We start from the raw sequence: 23,333 nt of genomic DNA on the forward strand, positions 1-23,333 counted from the left end.
CGTCAAGGATGCGTAAGAGGTTTATTTATGAATTTTTCGCCAGCGATTTGGAGAAATTTGGTAATGCCTTTTAAAAGCAGTTGAAAAATTGAATTGGTTGGAGTAGCCGATTTCTTCAGCAATTTCCTGTAGTGTCTTAGTGGTGTTTTTTAAGAGTTCGCAGGCTTCGCTGAGTCGGTATTGGATGATAAATTGTTGAGGTGAGATGTTCATTTGCTCCTTGAATAGCCGACTGAAGTAGTGGCGATTGAGGTTGCATACTTGTGCCAAATCGTCGACGGATATAGCTTTCTCATAGTTTCGTTCTACGAAGTTGATGGCCTCTCGTATATAAAATTCCTTGTTTTCATCGTGTTTACTGCTTGTTTTGGTCAGAGAGCAGTCGATGAGATAGGAGATAAAGAGGTAGAGGTGCCCAAGAAGGCAGGCGCTTTTTTGGTGATGGAGCGCGAGAATTTGTTTCATTTCATGGTAGACAGGGCTAGAGGTGGGCATTTCTCGTTGCGAAAAAATAGGTTGCTCTTTTGAGAGTCCTGCTTGTCTAAGAAAATGCTCAGTTTTCAGACCGTCAAATTCAAGCCAGATATAGGTCCAGGGGTCCTTTGCGTCTGCTTCGTAGCTACAGATGGCATCTGGGGAGATAAGAAAGCCCTGTCCTGCAGTTAGGTGGTATTCACGTTGGTCGGAGGTATCGTAAAAAGTACCTGAACCAGAGATGATGTAGTGAAACAGGTAGTGTTGTTTCATAGTTGGGCCGAATGAGTGAAGTGGCTTACAGGCTTCCATGCCAAATTGGATGGGGTAAAAATCTACATAGGATCTGTTATTAAAGACGTAAAATTCAGGTTGTATTTTCATTGTATTCTCTCCACAAAAATTGTAAAGGTTTACAAATAGTATAACATATTTATATGTAAATGTGACATTTTATTTGAAAAAATTAAAAAATATCCCAAAATCATATAGAAGATGTCAAATATTCCTATTTTATTATAAAGCGCTTACATGTTATAGTTATAGTAGAAACAACAAAGTTCGTCGACGTATTCGACAAAAGAAAAGGAGTATTACCATGAAGAAATTTGGTCGCTATGTTACCTTGCTTGCGGCTGCAGGCCTACTGGCAGCGTGTTCTACTTCGACTGAGTCTAGTAAAGCTACGGAAGGAAGTGGTTCAGGAAAGACAGAAATATCCTATGCCATTTGGGATTCTGGTCAGGAACCTGGTTTGAGAAAGATTGCGGATGAATTTGAGAAAAAGAATCCAGATATTAAAATCAATATTCAAGTATCGGATTGGGATTCCTACTGGACTATGCTAGAAGCTGGTGCGACAGGTGGTTCATTGCCTGATACCTTCTGGATGCATTCAAATGAGATTTATCGCTATGGTTCCAATGAAATGCTATTGCCGTTGGATGAATACTTAGCCAAGAGTGAAGATGCCAAACTAGCTAATTTCCCAGATGGTTTGAATGAAATCTACAATATAAATGGTAAGCAGTACGCTATTCCAAAAGATTTCGATACAATCGGTCTTTGGTACAATAAAAAATTATTTGACGAAGCAGGTATTCCATATCCAGATGATACTTGGGATTGGAACAAGTTGAAGGAAGTGGCAAAACAATTGACCAAGCCAGATGGTAGTCAGTATGGTTTTGGTGCTGGTTTGAGTAACCAAGAGGGCTACTACAACTTTATCTATCAAAATGGTGGTAAGGTTATTACTGATGATTTGAAATCAGGCTACGATGATCCTAAGACCATTGAAGCCTTGGATTACTACTTTAGCTTTGTCAAAGAGAAAATTTCACCAGCTATTACAGTGGATAAAGAGCGGGCCGAAGCATTCCAAAACGGTCAAGTGGCTATGAGCGTCTTCGGTTCTTGGAATTTATCTGGTTTCACTGCTAATGACTACATTCGTGAAAATGCTGATGTAGCTGTCTTGCCAAAAGGGCCAGATGGAACTCGTGCAACCATCTTTAATGGATTGGGTCATGCCATTGCTGCTACCACTAAACAGCCAGATGCTGCTTGGAAATGGGTTGAATACCTCAGCTCAAAAGAGGCACAAGAAATGCAGGCAACACTTGGTGTGGCAATCTCGGCTTATAAAGGCGCGGCAGATACTTGGGTAGATTCAAATAAAAACTTTGCTATCAAGAACTACGTTGACATGGTGGATTATGCACAGATTCGTCCATATTCACAAACAACCATCAAGTGGGAAGATAAGGCTTACGAGCTATTGAAACCTGCTTATCTTGGAGAAAAAGCAACTGAAGAAGCTGCCAAAGAAACAGCTGATATGATGAATGCTGAATTAGCAACTGAAAAATAGGTAGGAGGTCTTGGGAAGTTGATTCTTCCCCGGACCTTCTTATTAAATGAAGAAGGATGGGGATAAGATGTTCCGAAAAAAAGGAAGTTTAAATGAGGCAATTTGGGGATGGGCAATGGTAGCGCCGACCATTATCGGATTAGTCGTGCTCAATATTATTCCTATTTTCCAAACTATGAAGATGAGTTTCCATAAGAGTGGAGATTTCGGCAGAGGTGACATCTTTGTCGGCTTGGCAAATTACCAACGCATGTTAGGGGATGCGCAAGTGTGGCAGGCGACATGGAATACCTTGAAATATACGATTCTAGTTGTTCCAGCTACCGTTGCCTTGGCCATGTTGCTTGCGGTTTTGTTGAATTCTAAGATTAAAGGGAAGCATATTTATCGGACAATATTTTTCCTGCCTATGGTGGCAGCACCAGCCGCGGTGACCATAGTTTGGAAATGGCTCTACAATACGGACTTCGGTCTGATTAACTATGTCTTGCGTCGTTTGGGACTGGGTGCTGTGAACTGGATTGAAGATCCAAAGATTGCTCTCTATTCAATTGCTCTGATTGGAATTTGGAGTACTGTTGGCTATAGCATGATTTTAATTTTAGCTGGTTTACAAGAAATTCCGACGGATTTTTATGAGGCGGCTCGCATTGATGGAGCTAGTCCAGCCAAGCAATTTTTCTCCATTACCCTGCCCTTGGTTTCGCCGACCTTGTTCTTTGTTGTGGTAACCAGTGTTATTCAATCCATGCAAGTCTTTGATGTTATCTATATGATGGAAGACATCCGAAGTCCTGCCTATGATAAGACGGTATCTCTGGTTTATCTGTTTTACAATAATTCCTTTAAATATTCGGATAAGGGCTACGGTTCTACCATTGTCATGTTGTTGTTATTGATTATTCTTGTCATTACTTTCGTTCAGATGAAGGTACAGAAAAAATGGGTGCATTACCGTTAAGGAGGTTCATGTGAAACAATCAGCTTTAAAATCAACTATTTGGATGCATGCCTTCTTGATTTTAGTGGCAATGGGCATGCTGATCCCGTTTGTTTGGATGGTGTTGACGTCTTTTAAAACGGTAACCGAATCCACTCAGATGAATCCTTTCCAATTTTTACCAAGTAAGTGGATGGTGAGCAATTATACGGAGGCTATTCGGACTAATAATTTTCCGATACTCTATCTGAACACCATTTTGATGATGGTATGGCGTATCTTTAGCTCGGTTATGTTCTCAGCTATGGCAGCTTATGCCTTTGCTCGCTTGGAATTTCCTGGGCGGAATTTCTTGTTTGGTCTGGTCCTCTTTCAAATGATGGTGCCACCTCAGTTGTTCGTCATTCCTCAGTATTTGATGATTGACCAACTTGGTATGCGCAATACGATTTTTGCTCTGGTATTTCCAGGAATTGTCAGTGCCTTTGGTACATTCTTGCTCCGTCAATTTTTCATGGGTCTTCCAAAAGAATTGGAGGAATCTGCAAAATTGGATGGTTGTAATATTGGGCAGACCTTCTTTAAGGTCATGTTGCCTTTGGCTAAGTCTGGCTTGATTGCCTTAGCGATTTTTACGGCTTTGTTTGCTTTCAAGGATTTGTTGTGGCCATTGATTATCAACTCAGAAGCGGACAAGGCTACCCTGTCTAGCGCACTTTCTAAGATCCAGGGAGCTTACGCTGTTAACTATCCTCAGCTCATGGCTGCAAGTGTTTTGGCTATTTGGCCGATGTTGGTACTGTATGTGATATTCCAGAAGCAGTTTATCCAAGGAATTGCGACATCTGGTGGAAAATTATAGGAGGCTACAATGGGAATTATCTTTCATGAAAAGACAAAGGAATTCCATCTTTACAATGAGTTTATTAGCTATGTGTTGACGGTCTTGCCTAATGGTCATATTGGTAGTTTGTATTATGGAAAGCGTGTAACAGAAACAGCTTCCTATCAGTATGTGCGTGAAGATGAGTATCGTGCTTTGACTTCCTTTGTAGAAGACGATGACCGTTTCTTCTCACTCCAATATGCCAATCCTGAATTTGCTTGTTATGGTACAACGGACTATTTTTCTCCGACTTTTGAGTTGGTGCAGAAGGATGGTAGCAGCCTATCGCACTTTGTTTATCAAGGGCATAGAATTTATGCTGGGCGATCGGCTTTGAAGGGTCTTCCTCATCTCTATCTGGATGAGGAGGGACAGGCAGATAGTTTGGATATTTATTTGTTGGATGAAGAGTCGCAGACCCTTCTGGTCTTGTCTTATACGATTTTTCGAGATTATCCAGCGGTGACCCGCTCTGCTCGTTTTGAACAACTCGGAGAAAAATCTGTCTGTTTGAACCGTGCCTTGAGTATGACACTCTGTCTGCCTGATATGGACTATGACTGGTTGCATTTGGATGGGGCTTGGGGGCGCGAGCGGCATCTGCAATTATCGCCTCTCCATCAAGGTTGTCAGTCTATTTACAGTCTCAAAGGGGCTAGTAGTGCGGAGCACAATCCCTTCATGGCTTTGAAACGACCAAATGCGGATGAGCATCAGGGGGAGGTACTGGGCTTCTCGCTCGTCTATAGCGGAAACTTTTTGGCGCAGGTGGATGTGAGTTCTTTCCAAAAGACGAGAGTGAGTATGGGAATCCATCCTGAACGTTTTTCTTGGACATTAGATAAGGGAGAAGAGTTCCAGACGCCTGAGGTCGTTATGGTTTATAGCGAGCATGGTTTGAATGGTATGAGCCAAACCTATCACCGCCTTTTCCAAAAACATCTGGTGCGTGGCTATTGGCGTGATAGAGAACGGCCTGTTCTCTTGAACAACTGGGAAGCTATGAGCTTTGATTTTGATGAGGAAACAATTCTTTCCTTGGCTAAGGAGGCTGCAGGTCTTGGTGTTGAACTCTTTGTCATGGATGATGGTTGGTTTGGCAAGCGAAACCATGATCGAGCAGGCTTGGGAGATTGGACGGTCAACCGAGAGAAATTACCAAGTGGCTTGACAGGGATTATTGACCAAGTTCATGCTATGGGAATGAAATTTGGACTTTGGATTGAACCTGAAATGGTCAATAAGGACAGTGATTTATACCGAGCGCATCCAGATTGGATTTTCCGTCATCCTCAGCATAGTCAATCGCACGGACGCCACCAATATACCTTGGATTTATCAAGAGAGGATGTTTATCAAAATATTCATGACCAACTCCATCGGCTGTTGGCTGAGCATGACATTGATTATATCAAATGGGATATGAATCGCTATATGACAGAGGTCTTTACATGTACACGGGAGGCGGAGCGGCAAGGTGAGACCTTCCATCGCTATATTCTCAATCTCTACCGTCTATATGATAGTCTGATAGCAGCTTTTCCGACAGTCTTATTCGAGTCTTGTTCAAGTGGTGGAGCTAGATTTGACCCAGGAATGCTCTACTATGCACCTCAAACCTGGGTCAGCGATGACACGGACGCCATGGAACGCTTGAAAATCCAATATGGAACGAGTCTGGTCTATCCTTTGAACAGTATGGGTTGCCATGTGTCAGCTAGTCCGAATCAGCAGTTGGGGCGTGCTACTCCACTAAGCACACGTGCCAATGTTGCATTCTTTGGAAGTTTTGGCTATGAGTTGGATTTGTTTGATTGTAGCCAAGAAGAGTTGGAAGAGATGAAAGAGCAGATTACCTTTTACAAGGCTCACCGTGAGATTTTCCAACAGGGTATTTTCACTCGCCTGAAAAGTCCATTCGATGGTGAGATAACGGCTTGGCAGGTCCAATCCTTGGATGGTCAGCAAGTTATCGTGGGTTATTATCGTCGGTTAACAACTGCCAATCTTGCTTATCAACGCTTGTATTTGCAGGGGTTGGAAGAGGAAGCGGTCTATCACCTTGATGGAGAAGTTTATACTGGTAGCCAATTAATGCATACAGGTTTGTCGATTCGACATGGAGACCATGTTGGAGACAATAAGGACTTTACTTCTTATTTGATGATCCTCCAGAAACAACAGTAGCCTCCCTATCCCTCTAGGTTCAGCCATTGGTTGAACCTATTTTGTGTGGAACTCAGGAAGTTTATTGCACTTTTTCAAGTATAAAGGCATAATGCTTGCTTAGCTATAAGGGAAGACTTGAAAAACGAGTTGCAATGTGAGAAAATGAGAGAATAATTCTTCAATCAATTAGTGAGGGGAAGGGAGATAATGAATGAAGAAATATGCTTTTCGTGAGGGCTTGCGGGATGCCATTCCCACAGCTCTGGGCTATGCCAGTATCGGTTTAGCCTGCGGTGTGGTATCGGTCAATTCAGGCATTTCAGCAGTGGAAATGGCTTTGATGAGCCTCTTGGTCTATGCAGGGAGTGCCCAATTTGTCATGTGTGCCATGATTTTGGCAGGCGCCCCCTTGTTGTCGATTGCGGTGACGGTTTTCTTTGTCAACCTGCGGAATTTTCTCATGTGCCTGCATACGACGACCATTTTTCAGGGAAATAGGCTGGGCTCCAATATCTTGATTGGCTCATTTTTAACAGATGAATCCTATGTGGTTCTCTTGCGGAAACACATTGAGGAAAAGCAGATTGCCCCTAGCTGGATGTACGGCAACAACTTTGCTGGCTATGCTTCTTGGGCTATCTTTACCACTCTGGGCAATCTCATCGGTGGTTTGATTCCAAATCCCGAGCAGTTTGGCTTGGATTTTGCCTTGGTTGCCATGTTTGTCGGGATTTTCTCAGGTCAGTTGGAGGCTATGGCTCGGACTATTCCTTTGAAAAAAATCGGCTTGATTTTGCTGGCGGTTGGTCTAGCCTATGTCGGCCTGTCTGTGCTAGTGTCGTCCTATGTGGCGGTGCTTCTGGCGACGCTCTTGGGCTGTTTTGTGGGGGTGATGATTGATGATAAAAACTAGTATTCTACTGATTATTCTGGCGGCGGCCCTAGTGACCTGGGTACCACGCGTCCTGCCTTTTGTACTGACGCAGAACAAATCCCTGCCTCCAAAGCTGGTGAAATTTCTCAGCTTTCTACCCATCACCATTATCTTTTCCCTGACCCTGTCCAGCATCATGGACGAAGAAGTGGGCTCCCTCCCCAACCTTCTCCCTGTCGAAAGTCTGGCCCTCCTTCCGACCTTTTTGGTGGTTTTGAGGACCAAAAATATCCTCCTCGCAGTAGTGGTTGGCGTCTTGACGACAGCTGCTCTCCGCTTGATTTTCTAGGAGGGGCTTATGGTTAAGGAAAATGCCAGAGGTGTGGTACTTTGTCTAGTCTTGGCTTTGGTGGGACAGTGGTTAGGTGGCTTGTTTCCATTGGTGGGTGGACCTGTTTTTGCCCTTCTAATCGGGATGAGCCTGCATTCCTACATTTCAAGGAAAAATGCCTTTCAGCCAGGCTTGACCTTTACCTCTAAGAAGATTTTGCAGTATGCGGTGATTTGTTTGGGATTTGGACTAAACTTATCTGCTGTCATGGCAGTCGGTCGCCAATCGCTTCCAATTATTCTGTCAACCATCAGTTTTGCCTTGTTTTTGGCATTTCTGCTGTGGAAATGGTTGCCCATTTCATCTCATCTAGCGACCTTGATTGGCGTTGGGACCTCTATCTGTGGTGGCTCTGCCATTGCGGCGACGGCTCCCATTATCCAGGCGGATGATGAGGATGTGGCACAAGCGATCTCGGTCATCTTCCTCTTTAATGTCTTGGCGGCCCTGGTCTTTCCGACCTTGGCAACCTGGCTTGGTTTTTCGACCGATTCGGGTCAGGCCTTTGGAATGTTCGCCGGAACGGCGGTCAATGACACCTCGTCGGTCACCGCAACAGCAACCACTTGGGACAGCCTCTACGGCCTGGGCAGTCAGACCTTGGACACGGCTGTGATGGTCAAGCTGACGCGAACCTTGGCCATTATTCCCATTACGTCAGTTTTGGCAATTTGGCAGGCTAGAGGGAAGGGAGTTCAGGCAGACAAGAGTTCGCTCTTGGCAGGTTTTCCAACCTTTATCCTCTATTTTATCCTAGCCAGTTTGGTGACAACAATCGCGGGTCACTTTGGACTGGGTGCGGACATTTTTACTCCGCTCAAAACCCTGTCCAAGTTTCTCATTTGTATGGCCATGACAGCCATTGGCTTGCGGACCAATGTCTTTTCTTTGGTGAAAAATGGCAGAGCTGCTCTTCTGATTGGTCTGATTTGCTGGCTGGGAGTGACGGTGCTGACACTGGTTTGGCAGGCAATCTTGGGAATTTGGTAAAGCAAAACTCTTCGAAAATCAAAATTATCCGTTGTCAACTTGGTTCGATGATCCTCAGTTCTATCATCACCTTCGTTTCCTAGGCTACTCTTGATTTTCATTGAGTATAAAACAGCCTTCTCTTGCGAGAGGCTGCTTTTTTATGCTTTCAATCTAAAAGTCTGCGGAGCTTTTTTCAATAAAATCCAGTAACCGATGCTGACATAGGCAATCATAGTCAGAGAAATGAGTAGGATGTACAAGTGACTGCCAAGCTCCAGCTTGATATTGAGATAGGCTACCCAGTAGAGGGCACCGCTGAGAAATTTATAGACTGGGTTGACAACCTCCATATCCTTTGTAAAGGGCTGGAGAATATAGTAGATAAAGAGATCGTGGAAGGAAAAGAGGGCTGTTAGACTCAACAAAAGCAGGGCAGTTAGGAGATAGGTTTCAATAGGTAGCTGCGCTCTAGTAAAGATGATGAGGGCCAATAGTAGAGATCCAGAGAAGGCAGCATTTAATTTAACAGTTTGCAGAAAACGATAATGAAAGCCTGCAATAATGGTTTTTGCTTCGCGGTAAAATGGATAGTGGAGCATGGAAATATCGCAGTTAACAAAGACCATCTGTGCGACAGCCTTGCCCATGGAGGCGGCATACATGACCATGAAAGTAAAAGGTAGTCCCTCGATGTAGTTGGCATTGCTTATTTCTATATCCTCTTTTGAAAACCAACGGATTCCTTCAAGAAAGAGGATAATCGCCAAAAGACACCCCAAGCGGAAGAGCAATTTTTTAGTGAGGATGGAGCGGTAGCGGTCAAATAGCAGAGCGTTTAAGTAGGTCATGCCAGACAGGTGGGACAGGTCTTTTCCAGTTTCCATATTCAGTTTTGCCTGCATCTGCAAACCCTGGCGAGTATATTCATTGCCCTTGGTCATCTCAACAATTTTCTTGTCCATTTGTAAGGACTGGTCCATGCAGTAGGAAAGATAGTCCAGATGGTTGGTTTGTCTTTTCAAATAACCATAGCTAAACCAAATCAGAAATGGTTGGACAAGCAGGATAGGAATTAGCATGCCTAAGGAGAGTTGATGACGGAAGACAATAGTCAGAACATATAAAACAAGAATAAACGCGCCCCATAGCCAAGCATGCCAAGAATTGCGACGGGTTAACATACGATGTTCAAAGAACCAACGATTGAGAGCATGACCAGTCAGGTGACCTGCTAGTACGGTCATCATGCCGACAGGAAAGACCAGCCATTGATTTGTCATTAGGCAAAAAATAACTAGGGCTGGAAGATAGTAAATGGTAGTCAGGATAGGTTCGATAAAGAGTTGACTTTGCAAAAAGGTAGATTGTGATAGATCGAAGTTCTGCATAAATTCTCTATCTGCTTTCGAGATGACTGGGTCTAAGCCCTTGCTAAAACGACAGTTTAGTCCGACAAACAGAAACCAGAACACAAAGCCTAGAAGCCAAGTCCCTGGAAGAATATTCCAAAAGGTAAATTCCTCACTGGCCAAGATATTCATCCAGAAAGAAGCGTGATAGAAATGAAAAACCAACCAGAAGCCCTTGACCAGAAAGCGACTGGGGATGGAGAGGATGTGCAGGACCAAAAAGAGACCAGACTTAAAACTGTAAGACTTGAAAATACTTTCTGGAATGCTCTTTCCCACAAGTGGCAGTTTCCTTAGATAGTAGAAAAATCCGTTGACGGAGCGATGGAGGGCATACTTTTCCCGATACCAAAAATAACGTAGAATGGTTTTCATAAGCTCCTCCTAATCTGCTATCAGTAGTTGAACAATCTCCTGTTCAAAGTCAGGGTCGTGGAGTTTGTCGCTTGGAACAGCCTGCAATTCTTGGTGATGGAGCAAAACAATCTCATCACAGAGGTCTTGTGCTAATTGGAGAATGTGGGTGGAAAAGATAATGACGGAATCTTTTTTTGCTTCCCGAATTAGCTGCTTAAACTCGTGGGCAGCCACGGGGTCAAAGGAAGTCAGAGGTTCATCCAAGAGCAGGACAGGTGGCTGGACAATCAAGGACAGGAGCAACTGGACCTTGTTCTGCATACCGTGTGAAAAATCCTTGAGCAGACGGTGCTGGTCTTCTTCTCCAATACCGACCAAGTTTAGCCATTCTTCTGGACTGCGAGGAGATTTGAGCTTATCCTTGTGAATGTCCATATAGAAGCGGACAAACTCGTAGGCCGTCATAAAGGCAGGCAGTTGCGGATAGGTCTGGGTAAAACCGATGTCTGTATTATCGTAGTCAAGAGTTTCTTCCCCCTCTACAAACTGGATACTGCCACTGTCTAAGGTCAGATTACGGGCAATGCAGTTAAACAAGGTTGTCTTACCAGCCCCGTTCCGCCCTAGCAAGCCGTAAATCTTTCCTTGTTCAAATTGAAAGCTGGCATCCTCCAGAATAATCTTGTGATCAAATTTTTTAGAAATAGAAGACAGTTTTAGTCGCATAGCCAATCTCCTTTTGTTGTATTGTTATGGTTTTATCATACAATAATAAACAAAAAAATTCAAGCAAATTTGTGCTTGAATTTTTCAGTCATGAAATAATTAGTAGTGTACTACTCAAAGGAAATCGAACTCAGACTAGCTCCAAAGGTTCGGGGAACCTTTGGAGGTTGGAGATAAGGCGAACAAAGTTCGCTACAAAAAGGTTCGGGGAACCTTTGGAGGTTGGAGATAAGGCGAACGTAGTTCGTGACACTAGATGTAGATAGGACGCTGCTACCGTTTATTTTCGGGTAGCAGGCTGTAAAGCTCCACTGGAGCTTTACACTCATCAAATCAAGTCAACAACGTCTGAGTTTGATTTACGAAGAGTAGGAACTCCCTGCCACCCAGCCAGTTGCTAGACAGTAGGTAATGTTAAAGCCACCGGTATGGGCGTTGATGTCCAGGACCTCGCCTGCAAAGTGGAGGCCTGGGACTTTCTTGCTTTCCAAGGTTTTTGGATTGATTTCTTTGAGGTCAACGCCACCCTTGGTCACAAAGGATTTGGCTAGGGACATCTTGCCTGTAATCTTGATAGGGAGGGCTTTGAGGAGAGAGACCAGTTCAGCCAGGTCTTTTTGAGAAACTTGCTTAACCTTGCTATCGTAGTTTTCAGCGAAAAAGTCTGCTAGGCGGTCTGGCATGAGTTCTCGCAGGGCATTCTTGACGGATTTTTCCCTGTTGGCTTCTAAATGTTCAAACAAATCTTGTTCAGAATGGGTCGGCAGAGCATCGAGAAATGCGGTTTCGCCGCCTTTGACAAAACTGGACAAGCGAAGGGCAGCGGGTCCCGACAGGCCAAAGTGGGTAAAGAGCAGGTCGTGGGTGATGACGTGCTTGCCGTAGGTCAGAGTGACGTCGTCCAGGGAAATGCCTTGGAGCTTCTTGTGGGGGAAGTCAGTCAGAACGGGGCTTTCAGCGGCCTCAATCTCCGTGACTTCCAGTTTGAAGTGGCGGGCAATGTCGTGACCAAAGCCAGTCGAGCCAGTGGAAGGATAGGTCTTGCCACCAGTGGTGACAATCAGCTGGGGAGCTGTAAAGGTCTCCTCGCTAGTCTTGACATGGAAGAGGTCGTCAATCTTGCGGACGGACACCACCTCAGTTCCTGTGCGGATGTCCACGCCATTTTCCAGCATCTTCATTTCCAGGCACTTGATAATGGTCTGGGAACGGTCGGTGGTCGGAAAGACACGGCCGTGGTCCTCCACTTTGAGCTTGACCCCGTTTTCCTGAAAGAAATTCATGATGTCATGGTTGTCAAACTGAGAAAAGACGCTGTATAGAAAGCGGCCATTTCCAGGAATGCCAGCCAGCAGGTCTTCCAAGGTGCCGTTGTTGGTCACATTGCAACGTCCGCCACCTGTGCCAGACAGTTTCTTGCCCAAACGCTTGTTTTTTTCGAGGAGCAGGGTCTTCTTGCCGTAAAAGCTGGAAGAAATAGCGGCCATCATGCCCGCAGGTCCCGCTCCGATAATAATGGTATCTACTGTATTCATAGCTTTATTGTATCATATTTTCATCAAGAAAGTAGTTTGAGTCTTTGCTATGATTTGTGGAGTTTTTCCTTGAAATTGCGGAAGACCATTGACGTGATAGGGGAGTATACTTAGACTAAGGGAAATTAGTTTTTATCAGGAGCCTGTATGTACAAGCAAAGTATTTTTGTGGAGGCTGCATTGTGAATCCAGGTCCTAACAATTCCGTCTGTAGCATGAAAGAAAGTAGGTAGAAGAATGGTAACTGAGCAAAGAGAGTATCGTTTTCCAGAAGGTTTTTTGTGGGGCTCCTCCACTTCAGGTCCTCAAAGTGAGGGAAGCGTAGCTGGTGATGGAAAGGGGTGGAATAACTGGGATTACTGGTACAATCAGGAACCTGAGCTCTTTCACCAGCAAATAGGACCAGAACAAACATCGACTTTCTATGAACATTTCCACTCAGATTTGGATTTGTTGGTGGAAACAGGTCATAGTATTTTTCGTACCTCTATACAGTGGTCACGTCTGATTCCGAAAGGGATAGGCGAGGTCAATCCGCAAGCTGTGGAGTTTTATAGGGCTGTATTTGCAAGTATTCGAGAGCGTGGGATAAAGCTTTTGATCAATCTCTATCATTTCGATTTGCCTTATGTCTTACAGGAAAAAGGGGGCTGGGAAAATAAGGAGATTGTCTGGGCCTATGAGGCTTATGCTCGCCAGTGTTTCAGTCTCTTTGGAGATCTGGTGGATCATTGGATTACCTTTAATGAACCCATTGTTCCAGTAGAATGTGGCTATCTAGGAAGCTATCATTATCCTTGCAAGGTGGATGCAAAGGCAGCTGTGGTCGTAGCGTATCATACTCAACTGGCTAGTTCTTTGGCTGTTCGGGCCTGTCACCAACTACACCCAGACCACAAAATTTCCATTGTTCTTAATCTTACTCCTGCCTATCCAAGAAGTCAGAGTCCAGAAGATTTACAGGCAGCGCGGATTGCTGAGCTATTTCAAACGAGAAGTTTTTTGGATCCATCTGTTTTGGGACAATACCCAAGGGAACTGGTTGACATTCTTGAAAAACACGGTTTACGTCCAGAAACCACAGAGGAGGAATTGACTATTATCAAAGAAAATAGGGTTGACTTCCTGGGGGTAAATTACTACCAGCCCCTGCGCGTGCAGGCTCCTTCAGAAGATGGATGGAACGAAGAAGCTACTTTCCTATCCCAATATTTCCAGCCTTATGATAAGCCTGACAAGAAAATCAATCCCCATAGAGGCTGGGAAATTTATGAAGAAGGGCTGTACGACATTGCCAAAAATATCCAGGAAAACTATGGGAATATCGAATGGTTGGTAACGGAGAACGGTATGGGAGTTGAAGGGGAGGATGTTTTTGAAGAAAATGGCATGATTCAGGATGACTATCGGATTAAATTCATGGAAGACCATTTGATTCAGCTCCATCGAGGTATTGAAGAAGGAGCGAACTGTAAGGGCTATATGGTCTGGACCTTTATTGACTGCTGGTCTTGGTTAAATGCCTATAAAAACCGATACGGCTTGGTCTCGCTTGACCTCCAAACTCAGAAGCGTACTGTCAAAAAATCTGGATATTGGTTCAAGCAAGTGAGTGCTAAAAATGGTTTTATTAGATAGAATGTATATTTCGTTTCTGCATAACATTGCATTGAGATAAGATGCTTTTGAGGTTTGTGATTATCCACTAATGCTTGGTAAGAAAATTCCCCTAGATTTGACAGGGATAGGGTTCTGTGGTAATATTTTAATGATACAAACTATGAGAAATGTAAGTACCGAGGATATTATGGGAATCGAAAAAACAGTCAGTGAGTTAGCTGAAATTTTAGGAGTGAGCCGGCAGGCTATGAATAATCGTGTCAAATCACTTCCTGAAGAATTTGTAGATAAAAATGACAAGGGTGTGACCGTTGTAAACCGTGCTGGCTTGATTAAGTTGGAGGAAATCTACAAAACAACCATTTTTGAAGATGAGCCGATTAGTGATGAAGTCAAGCATCGTGAATTGATGGAAATTTTAGTTGACGAGAAAAATGCTGAAATCATCCGCTTATATAGTCAATTAAAAGCCAAAGATAAGCAACTTGCCGAAAAAGATGAACAACTCAAGGTTAAAGATGTGCAGATTGCTGAGAAGGATAAACAGTTAGATCAGCAACAGCAATTGACACTAAAAGCTATGGCCGATAAGGAAGTTCTCAAGTTGGAATTGGACGAAGTTAAAGCACAGGCAGAAGAAGTGCAAGCTAAAGGCTTCTTTGCACGTTTGTTTGGGAAATAAAAAGGTCCGGGGGACCTTTTTATCATGAGCTTGGAAACAAGAGAGCGAATAAAGGTCTGGGGGAGTGAAACAGTCTGGGGATAGACTGTTTCAGCCCGAGCTTGGAAATAGGAAAGCGAGGTACAGTCTGGGGATAGACTGTTTCAGCCCGAGCCTGGAAATAAGAAAGCGAGGTACAGTCTGGGGATAGACTGTTTCAGCCCGAGCCTGGAAATAAGAAAGCGAGGTACAGTCCGGGGACAGACTGTTTCAGCCCGCGCTAAAAAATGGAAGATGATATGTGATATAAGAAGATTGGTGGGCACCAATCTTTTTTAGTTTAAGTAGTGAGCACAATTGAATTTTTGTTTTTCATTATATTAATTGGGCTCAAAGACTCTAGAAATCAGAAATGAAAAGGGATACAATTAAGACAAGGAGGAAAATATGGTTGATAATCGTACCATGGCAATTCTGATGGAATTGTTTGCGACTCGAAAAGAAAGTTTGTACGAACTTAGTATTCAAACAGGAATTGAAAAGGAGCAGCTACATTCTAATTTGGAACTAGTCAATCAATTGTTGCAAGAACATTCCTTCCCGCAGATACAATACAAAGATAGCGAGTTTGTTATTTCTACGGAGCTTTACAATCAAAAAGAAAGAGTATTTTCGCTCTTTCGCAATCGCCAGATCTATCTTTCGCAAGAAGAAAGACAGCTTCTTATCTATCTTTATACCTTTATCCGAAAAGAATTTGTATCAAACGTTCACTACCAAGAATTATTGAGTGTGAGCCGTAATACAACGTTGACGGATATTAAGAATGTAAAGGAACTTTGCTTGGACTTTCAAGTACGTTTGGAATATACGAGGGCGAAAGGCTATCATCTAATTGGTCGAGAAGAAGATAAACATCGATTGGCGCTTTATGCACTCAGTAATTGTTTGCAGTCTTCGATTGGTGTGTGGGCTTTGGATTATATTCTTAAATCTTGGGGTGAGGAAAATCCTATTGAAGAATTGAAAATAGTGAGTCAACAAGCTTGCAATTATTATAAAGTCTCAGCTTTAGAAGAGAGATTGGATGAATATTTGTATTTTTTGATATTTTTATTTATCCGTCAGGCGCGTGTTGGCAACCTTATTAACTGGAATTTTGAAGGAAAGGTAGGGTTTGTAAAAGATTTTCTGCAACGCCTTTGGAAATTATTACGTTTAAAAAGTACTAGCACATTAGAATTAAATGCTGCGACACAAGAGTATCTGTCACATTTACTGCAAGGATGCTTAGAAGGTGAGAGCGGAGAAAAGGATGACCTATTTTACCACTTGACTGTAGAAATAGTGGAAGAGATGGAACGTTTGTCCTTAATTGCTTTTGAACATCGCTCGGAAATGATTGAAGGTTTGCAACGTCACCTAATTCCTGCTTACTACCGTTTAACATCTCGTTTGGTAAGTGTCAATTCATATACTGAAACCATCAAAGAAGAGCATGCCGACTTGTTCTATCTTGTAAAAAAAGCTTTGCGGCCTTTGGAAGAGCATCTAGGTTTTACTATACCAGATAGTGAGGTATCTTATTTTGTCATCCACTTTGGTGGCTACATCGAAGCAGGTCAACAACGTTCATATCGTTATCGGGCCTTGGTTGTTTGCCCAAATGGAGTGAGCTCTTCGCTGATTGTAAAAGAAAATCTACGGCAACTATTTCCTAATATCTATTTTGCCGATACCCATTCCTTACAGGATTGGAAGATGCTAGACATGACAGACTATGACATGGTATTTGGAACTATCAAGCTGAATATAGAGCTACCATTTTTCTTGGTATCCCAGCTGATGACCTCTAATCATAAAAAAGAACTATTTCATTTGGTTAATCAGCATTTCCCAAATGCGGCTTATTTTCCGATTGAGATTGAGCAGTTATTATCACTTGTTGGGAAACATGCAACCATTCATCAGGAGCAGGCTTTGAAATATGAATTGGTGCAGTTTCTCAATCAACGCTCCCATGAGCAAAGGGGAAGGAGTCCTATGTTAGAAGAATTGATTACAAAAGAGACCTTTCAATGGTCTGAGGAAGTTTTAGATTGGCAAAAAGCAGTTGCCCTGGCTGCACGACCTCTGGTAGATAAAGGATCTATAGAAACTCGATATATTGATGCTATGATAGCGAAGGTAGAAGAGTTTGGTCCATTTATTGACCTAGGTAAAGGAATTGCGATTCCACATGCACGACCAGAAGATGGGGTTAATGAGGTAGGGATGTCAATGTTGGTATTGGATAAGCCAGTTTATCTATTGGATGACCCTAGTCATGAAATTCGGCTGTTCATTTGTATTGCAGCCGTGGATAATCAAACCCATCTCAGAGCACTCTCGCATTTGACAAAAATTTTGCGAGAAGAAGAAAATATTCAACAACTTGTCGGCGCCAAAGAATTCGCCGACGTACAACATTTATTAAAGGAGGAACAGTAATATGTTACGAATTGGAACAGCCTGTGGTTCAGGTTTAGGCTCTAGCTTTATGGTTCAAATGAATATTGAATCCATTTTGCGAGATTTAGGTGTATCAGATGTTCATGTGGAGCATTATGATCTAGGTGGTGCCAATCCGAGTGAAGCAGATGTGTGGATTGTCGGACGTGACCTGGCTGATTCTGCAACTCATTTAGGAGATGTTCGAATATTGAATAGTATTATTGATATGAATGAGTTGAGGGAACTTGTCACGGCTATCTGTCAAGAAAAAGGTTTGGTTTAAATCGTATACACAGGGGATGACCTGCAAAGATAAAATTATAAAGGAGACAGAAAATGATATTGGATTTTCTCATTGATATTGCTAAAACTCCGGCAATTCTGGTTGCTCTCATTGCTATTCTAGGTTTAGCCTTACAGAAAAAGCCTGCAGCAGATTTAGTTAAGGGGGGCTTGAAAACTTTTGTTGGTTTTATTGTTGTTGGTGGCGGAGCGAATATTATTGTTGGCTCGCTTGAGCCATTTGGTCAAATGTTTGAACAAGCTTTCAACTTGAAAGGGGTTGTTCCAAATAATGAAGCTATTGTAGCGATGGCTTTGGATAAGTATGGAACTGCTACATCCTTGATTATGTTGCTTGGAATGGTCTTCAATATTGCTATTGCTCGCTTTACACGCTTTAAATATATTTTCTTGACAGGACACCACACACTATATATGGCCTGTATGATTGCAGTTATCATGAGTGTTGCAGGATTCACTTCTGTCGGCCTAATTGTGATGGGTGGGTTGGCTTTAGGTCTGATTATGACACTCTCCCCAGCCTTCGTTCAAAAATACATGATTCAATTGACAGGAAATGATCATGTCGCCCTAGGTCACTTCAGTGCACTTGGTTACTGGTTGAGTGGTGTAGTAGGCGGTTTGGTCGGTGATAAGTCTAAGTCTACTGAGGATATTAATTTCCCTAAAGGTTTGGCATTCTTGCGTGATTCAACTGTCAGCATTGCCATTTCTATGTCCTTGATTTACATGATTGTGGCTTTGTTTGCAGGCGGTGATTATATTAAGGAAAACCTTAGTGGTGGTACTAACAGTATGATTTACGCCTTGACCCTAGGTGGAACTTTTGCAGCAGGTGTTTTTGTTATCTTATCCGGTGTACGCTTAATTTTGGCGGAAATTGTTCCAGCCTTCAAAGGAATTTCAGAGAAGTTGGTTCCGAATTCCAAACCAGCCCTAGACTGTCCAGTTGTTTATCCTTATGCACCAAACGCCGTGTTGATTGGCTTTATCTCTAGTTTTGCAGGTGGTATTGTCAGCATGATTATTCTTGCCTTGACTGGCGGTGTCGTTATCCTTCCAGGTGTCGTACCACACTTCTTCTGTGGAGCAACCGCAGGGGTCATGGGAAATGCGTCAGGTGGTGTTCGTGGCGCAGTTTGTGGTGCTTTTATGCAAGGGGTTCTCATTAGTTTCTTACCTGTATTCTTACTTCCTGTTTTGGGAGACCTTGGTTTTGCTGGTTCAACTTTCTCAGATGCAGACTTTGGTCTTTCTGGTATTTTCCTGGGAGTGCTAGCTAAGAATGGCGGTATCCTCACAGTTTCGGTTGGTATCTTTGCTGTCTTGGCTTTGATACTTGGATTGTCATTGGCGAATAAAGAACAGAAAGAAGGCTAATATGACTAGCAGCACAACGGATTTGAAACGATTTGCCAAAGAAATTCGCTACCATACCTTGGCGACTTTGAATCAATTAGGATTTGGTCATTATGGTGGTAGCTTATCAATCGTAGAAGTGTTGGCTGCTCTATATGGAGAAATTCTGGACATTCGTGTCCAGAATTTCTCTTCTAAGGAGCGGGATCACTTTATTCTGTCTAAGGGACATGCAGGTCCAGCACTTTATAGTACGTTGTATTTGAAAGGCTTCTTTGATAGAGATTTTCTCTTATCGCTAAATCAAAATGGAACACATTTGCCTTCACACCCTGACCGAAACTTAACGCCAGGGGTGGATATGACAACGGGTTCGTTGGGGCAAGGGATGAGTGTCGCGACAGGTGTTGCTTATGGTAAGAAGATAGAGCAGTCACCGTACTATACCTATACTCTGGTAGGGGATGGGGAGCTTAACGAAGGTCAATGCTGGGAAGCAGCTCAGTTTGCAGCCCACCACGAACTATCGAAACTGATTCTGTTTGTGGATGACAATAAAAAACAACTAGATGGTCGTACCCATGATATTTGCCAAACCTTTGATTTTGTTAAAAAATTTCAGGCTTTTGGTTGGGAATCAATGCGTGTGAATGGAGCCGATATAGATGCTATTATAAATGCTATTCTAACAATGAAGTCAAGTAAGTCTCCTCAACCAAAATGTATCGTTCTTGATACTACTAAGGGGCAGGGAGTTACCTTCTTAGAAGAATTAGAAAGCAATCACCATTTGCGTTTGTCGGGTCAATTACGGGAAGATTTAGAGCAAGTAACTCTTGTTTTAGCGAGAGAGTTGGAGGTGACGGAATGAGACAGACAAAGGAGATGCGACTGGTTTATAGTGATTTTCTAGCTCAGGTAGGGCAGGAAGACACAACCATAGCAGCTATTGAAGCAGATTTATCCAGTTCAATGGCTACCAACAAATTGTCCTCTGTTCTGGGTGGACGCTATGTCAATGTAGGTATCATGGAGCAGGAAATGGTAGGGGTAGCAGCTGGATTATCTCTTCTAGGATACAAGCCATACATTCATACCTTTGGACCATTTGCTAGTCGTAGAGTCTATGATCAGGTGTTTATCTCTCTAGCTTATGCCCAGCTTAATGCCACGGTCATTGGTTCCGATGCGGGGGTATCAGCGGAGATGAATGGTGGGACTCACATGCCGTTTGAGGAGCTGGGCTTAATGCGGCTCATTCCAAAAGCGCGTGTTTATGAGGTCAGTGACGATGTCCAGTTTCAAGCTGTTCTTAAAGAAACAATCAAGGTAGACGGGTTGAAGTACATTCGTACCATTCGGAAAGCGCCAACGCCTATTTATCAAGGTGGAGAAGATTTTAGCAAAGGCTACTGTGTCCTTAGGCAAGGGGAGGATATGACCTTGCTTGCGAGTGGTATTATGGTAGAGCAGGCATTAAAGGCGGCGGATCAGTTAGAGGCTCAAGGAGTATCTGTTCAAGTCATTGATCTTTTTCGTATCAAACCAATTCATGAAGACATACCAGCTCTATTATCAGGAAGGCCAGTATTAACTGTAGAAAATCATAATCGAATTGGCGGCTTAGGTAGTAGCATTTGTGAATTAATGGCTACGGATCTGACGACCCCAGTACATCGAATTGGTATTGAGGAATCTTTTGGTCAAGTTGGGCAACAGGTCTATTTGATGGATGTTTATGGACTGACAGCAGAGCATATTGTTAAACAAGCACAATTAATGTTACAACAATAGTGAGATAGTGATTCGTATTTTATGTAGCCTTTCGATTTACTTTGGCTTGGAAATAGGAAAGCAAATCAAATGTAAGAAATCAAGCTCCACTTAGGAACTTGATTTTTTCTATACTTCATTCATTACTTTCACAATCTTCCATCCTTGATGAAGGCTTGCAATTCCTGTCAGAATATGGGACACTAGAATCATGAAAAAGATACAACGTGAATTTCAAAAAATATATTACAACTTAGACAAGATTCTTTTGCTCTTTTTTACCCTGTTTACCTTTATGGAATTTGTTTGGATACCGCTCAATTCATGGATTTCTGAGGGACTCTTAGCTATGACAGGGCATGCCTACCTTTCACCGACGAATTTGTTGTCGGTGTTTGCTGAAAATCTGCTCGTGACAGGCTTGTTTATTCTCCTCTTTTTTGTCAACATTGCCATTGCCTATCTAGAATTAGCTCTATTGTTCACAGGGGTTTGGCAACTGTTGGATGAAAAAGTCAAGCACCTCCCCGACTATTTACGGGATGTACGAGATAGTATGGTGGCGATTATCCGTCACAGCAGCCTACCAAAGGTTTTATTTCTACTCTTTTACTCAGTTATTCTTCTCCCATTTCTACGACGGGTATTAAATATCTATTATTTTAATAAAATCGTAGTACCCCAATTTATCGTAGATTACCTATCCAACACAGTCTGGCTAGGAATATTGATTTTGTTCTTTCTCCTCTTGTTCTTCTGGCTCGCATCACGCTTTATGTACGCTCTGCCGAACATTTACTTTGAACACAGGAGTGTGAAGGAATCCATCGCTTATTCTTGGAAGAAGACCAAGGGAAGAAAACAAGTCAGTTCCTTTTTCCGTCTGATTTGGCTGGTCACTTTTCCAGTCCTCCTATTCACAGGAATAGGGATATTGCTCTATCTAGTACAGCTAGTGGCTGAACCTTATCTACCAGACACAGGCCCTTCATATTGGCTGGCAGTTGTTTGTTATGCAATCCTAAAATTAGCCTACTACGGAGTAGTTGCACTCTTTATGATAGGATTTGTAAGTCTCTTAACAGGGAAACAATTGCCAAACTACCGCCGTAAACGCCTCCGTCATCGCCTGCGATTAGCAATTTTGCTAGTATCTGGTCTGGTATTCGGTACCCAAGGAGCGCTTGCACTCTACTATCCCTTCGATACCCTGCCAGTTACCATTTCCCATCGCGGTGTTGACAATGGCAATGCTGTCCAGAACTCTATCGAGGCCTTAGAGAAAACCTCTCAGCTCAAGCCAGATTATATTGAGATGGATGTTCAGGAGACGAAGGATGGTCAGTTTATTGTCATGCATGATACGGATTTATTGGCTTTGACGGGCAATCCCGGAGGTACACATGACTATACTCTTGCAGAGTTGACAGGGATGACTGCATCAGAAAACGGCATGGCAGCTCCAGTTCCTTCTTTTGATGAATATCTTGAAAAAGCGGATGGGCTGGGACAGAAATTATTGGTAGAAATTAAAGTGACCAAGGCAGATTCGCCAAAACTCACCCAGAATTTCTTAAAAAAATACGGTCAACGTTTGATTGCCAAAGGACACCAGATGCAATCATTAGACTACCGTACTATTATCGAAATAAAGCAGTATAGCGAGAAATTAGTATCCTTCTTTATTCTTCCGTTCAACTCTATCTATCCGACGACGGTTGCTGACGGCTATACTATGGAGTATACTTCGCTTGATCAAAACTTTATGGTAAAATCTTGGATTCGTGGGAAGTCAGTTTATGCTTGGACACCGAATGAAGAAGAGAGTATGACCAAGATGTTGCTGCTACAAGTGGACGGTATCATCACTGACAACATGACCGACCTCCAAAGTCTGATGGAGGAAATGAAAGAGAATCGACGTTATCCAGACCTCTTTTTCCTGCAATTTCAGTCTTTGATTTATAATTTTGAATAAAAAAACGCGAGAGGAGAATATCCAATCGCGTTTTCTTTTAAAAAGGTAATTTACCTGCAAAGGCACCTAGTTTTTTCTGAGTTGCCTCGTCAACTTTTGTAAGTGCAGCGTTGACGGCTTGGATTGTCATTTCTTGCAAGGTTTCAAGGTCGTCTGCATCCACAACATCAGCCTTGAAGTCGATAGAAACCAATTTCTTATCTCCAGTAAAAGTAGCAGTAACCAAGTCCTGTACAGAGCTACCAGTAAATTGAGTAGCAGCCAACTCAGCTTGACTCTTCTCCATTTGTTTTTGAAGTTTTTGAGCTTGGCGCATCATGTTTTGCATATTCATCATAAGATTTTTAAGATTCCTTTCCTATCAAGGGGTTAGACCTTGTTTGTAATTTTTCCTTACCTTATTTTGCCTTATTGTTAAAAATTTTCAAAGGCAGAGGCGTAGTAAATATTATAACATGTTTTATGTAGATAATGCTACCTTCTTAAAATAAGTTATAGTCAGCAATATCGGATATAAATTGGTAAATTTGACATATTAAT

General features: G+C 42.8%; 20 protein-coding genes. 15 read left to right on the forward strand and 5 right to left on the reverse strand.

Annotated elements, in window-relative coordinates; genetic code table 11:
- Window positions 1-21 precede the first annotated feature (21 nt).
- On the reverse strand, window positions 22-858 hold the full coding sequence (locus GPW69_RS00915) for an AraC family transcriptional regulator (protein ID WP_014637344.1): 837 nt from the start codon (window positions 856-858) through the stop codon (window positions 22-24).
- 214 nt (window positions 859-1,072) lie between these two features.
- On the opposite strand from GPW69_RS00915, the gene GPW69_RS00920 reads away from it, so the two are divergent.
- From GPW69_RS00920 to GPW69_RS00950, 7 genes are all read left to right on the forward strand, one after another.
- Window positions 1,073-2,347: an ABC transporter substrate-binding protein gene (locus GPW69_RS00920; protein ID WP_074391343.1), complete on the forward strand. Its 1,275-nt coding sequence runs from the start codon at window positions 1,073-1,075 to the stop codon at window positions 2,345-2,347.
- 67 nt (window positions 2,348-2,414) lie between these two features.
- Window positions 2,415-3,308 (forward strand): carbohydrate ABC transporter permease, encoded by an 894-nt coding sequence (locus GPW69_RS00925; protein ID WP_074391344.1) that lies wholly within the window; start codon window positions 2,415-2,417, stop codon window positions 3,306-3,308.
- A 10-nt stretch (window positions 3,309-3,318) separates the two neighbouring features.
- The gene (locus GPW69_RS00930) at window positions 3,319-4,149 is read left to right on the forward strand and encodes a carbohydrate ABC transporter permease (RefSeq protein ID WP_044756438.1); all 831 of its coding nucleotides are present in this window, start codon (window positions 3,319-3,321) and stop codon (window positions 4,147-4,149) included.
- A 9-nt stretch (window positions 4,150-4,158) separates the two neighbouring features.
- Window positions 4,159-6,360 (forward strand): alpha-galactosidase, encoded by a 2,202-nt coding sequence (locus GPW69_RS00935; RefSeq protein WP_074391345.1) that lies wholly within the window; start codon window positions 4,159-4,161, stop codon window positions 6,358-6,360.
- 193 nt (window positions 6,361-6,553) lie between these two features.
- Window positions 6,554-7,255, forward strand: a complete 702-nt coding sequence (locus GPW69_RS00940; RefSeq protein WP_044669052.1) for an AzlC family ABC transporter permease — start codon at window positions 6,554-6,556, stop codon at window positions 7,253-7,255.
- Window positions 7,242-7,565, forward strand: coding sequence for an AzlD domain-containing protein (locus GPW69_RS00945; protein WP_044694005.1), 324 nt, complete (start codon window positions 7,242-7,244; stop codon window positions 7,563-7,565). Before GPW69_RS00940 ends, GPW69_RS00945 begins: the two co-directional genes overlap by 14 nt.
- A gap of 9 nt (window positions 7,566-7,574) precedes the next feature.
- A complete protein-coding gene (locus tag GPW69_RS00950) occupies window positions 7,575-8,597 on the forward strand; it encodes a YeiH family protein (protein WP_044760992.1) in 1,023 nt (340 codons plus the stop codon).
- A gap of 140 nt (window positions 8,598-8,737) precedes the next feature.
- On the opposite strand, the gene GPW69_RS00955 is transcribed toward GPW69_RS00950, so the two are convergent.
- The 3 genes from GPW69_RS00955 to GPW69_RS00965 all read right to left on the reverse strand — a co-directional run bounded on the left by GPW69_RS00955 (window position 8,738) and on the right by GPW69_RS00965 (window position 12,606).
- A complete protein-coding gene (locus GPW69_RS00955) occupies window positions 8,738-10,363 on the reverse strand; it encodes a hypothetical protein (RefSeq protein WP_074391346.1) in 1,626 nt (541 codons plus the stop codon).
- A gap of 9 nt (window positions 10,364-10,372) precedes the next feature.
- A complete protein-coding gene (locus GPW69_RS00960; RefSeq protein WP_074391347.1) occupies window positions 10,373-11,071 on the reverse strand; it encodes an ABC transporter ATP-binding protein in 699 nt (232 codons plus the stop codon).
- 359 nt (window positions 11,072-11,430) lie between these two features.
- On the reverse strand, window positions 11,431-12,606 hold the full coding sequence (locus GPW69_RS00965; RefSeq protein ID WP_074391348.1) for a BaiN/RdsA family NAD(P)/FAD-dependent oxidoreductase: 1,176 nt from the start codon (window positions 12,604-12,606) through the stop codon (window positions 11,431-11,433).
- Between the two features lie 237 nt (window positions 12,607-12,843).
- On the opposite strand from GPW69_RS00965, the gene GPW69_RS00970 reads away from it, so the two are divergent.
- The 8 genes from GPW69_RS00970 (at window position 12,844) to GPW69_RS01005 (ending at window position 22,793) form a co-directional block, all read left to right on the forward strand.
- Window positions 12,844-14,244 (forward strand): glycoside hydrolase family 1 protein, encoded by a 1,401-nt coding sequence (locus tag GPW69_RS00970; protein WP_074391349.1) that lies wholly within the window; start codon window positions 12,844-12,846, stop codon window positions 14,242-14,244.
- Window positions 14,245-14,413: 169 nt separating this feature from the next.
- Entirely contained in the window at window positions 14,414-14,908 is a 495-nt protein-coding gene (locus GPW69_RS00975; RefSeq protein ID WP_012774919.1) for a DUF536 domain-containing protein, read from the forward strand.
- 426 nt (window positions 14,909-15,334) lie between these two features.
- Window positions 15,335-17,377, forward strand: a complete 2,043-nt coding sequence (locus GPW69_RS00980) for a BglG family transcription antiterminator (protein WP_074391350.1) — start codon at window positions 15,335-15,337, stop codon at window positions 17,375-17,377.
- Window position 17,378: 1 nt separating this feature from the next.
- Complete coding sequence (locus tag GPW69_RS00985) at window positions 17,379-17,663, forward strand: PTS sugar transporter subunit IIB (protein WP_002935998.1); 285 nt, start codon at window positions 17,379-17,381, stop codon at window positions 17,661-17,663.
- Window positions 17,664-17,716: 53 nt separating this feature from the next.
- Window positions 17,717-19,063, forward strand: coding sequence for a PTS ascorbate transporter subunit IIC (locus tag GPW69_RS00990; RefSeq protein ID WP_074391351.1), 1,347 nt, complete (start codon window positions 17,717-17,719; stop codon window positions 19,061-19,063).
- A 1-nt stretch (window position 19,064) separates the two neighbouring features.
- Entirely contained in the window at window positions 19,065-19,913 is an 849-nt protein-coding gene (locus tag GPW69_RS00995) for a transketolase (protein ID WP_024408595.1), read from the forward strand.
- Complete coding sequence (locus GPW69_RS01000; protein ID WP_023369151.1) at window positions 19,910-20,836, forward strand: transketolase family protein; 927 nt, start codon at window positions 19,910-19,912, stop codon at window positions 20,834-20,836. Before GPW69_RS00995 ends, GPW69_RS01000 begins: the two co-directional genes overlap by 4 nt.
- 190 nt (window positions 20,837-21,026) lie before the next feature.
- Entirely contained in the window at window positions 21,027-22,793 is a 1,767-nt protein-coding gene (locus GPW69_RS01005; RefSeq protein ID WP_074391352.1) for a glycerophosphodiester phosphodiesterase, read from the forward strand.
- 37 nt (window positions 22,794-22,830) lie between these two features.
- Here the strand turns inward: GPW69_RS01005 and GPW69_RS01010 are convergent, their stop codons facing one another.
- Complete coding sequence (locus tag GPW69_RS01010; protein WP_002941492.1) at window positions 22,831-23,130, reverse strand: YbaB/EbfC family nucleoid-associated protein; 300 nt, start codon at window positions 23,128-23,130, stop codon at window positions 22,831-22,833.
- Window positions 23,131-23,333: the final 203 nt, after the last annotated feature.

The sequence above is a fragment of the Streptococcus suis genome (genome assembly GCF_902702775.1).
GTDB lineage: Bacteria > Bacillota > Bacilli > Lactobacillales > Streptococcaceae > Streptococcus > Streptococcus hashimotonensis.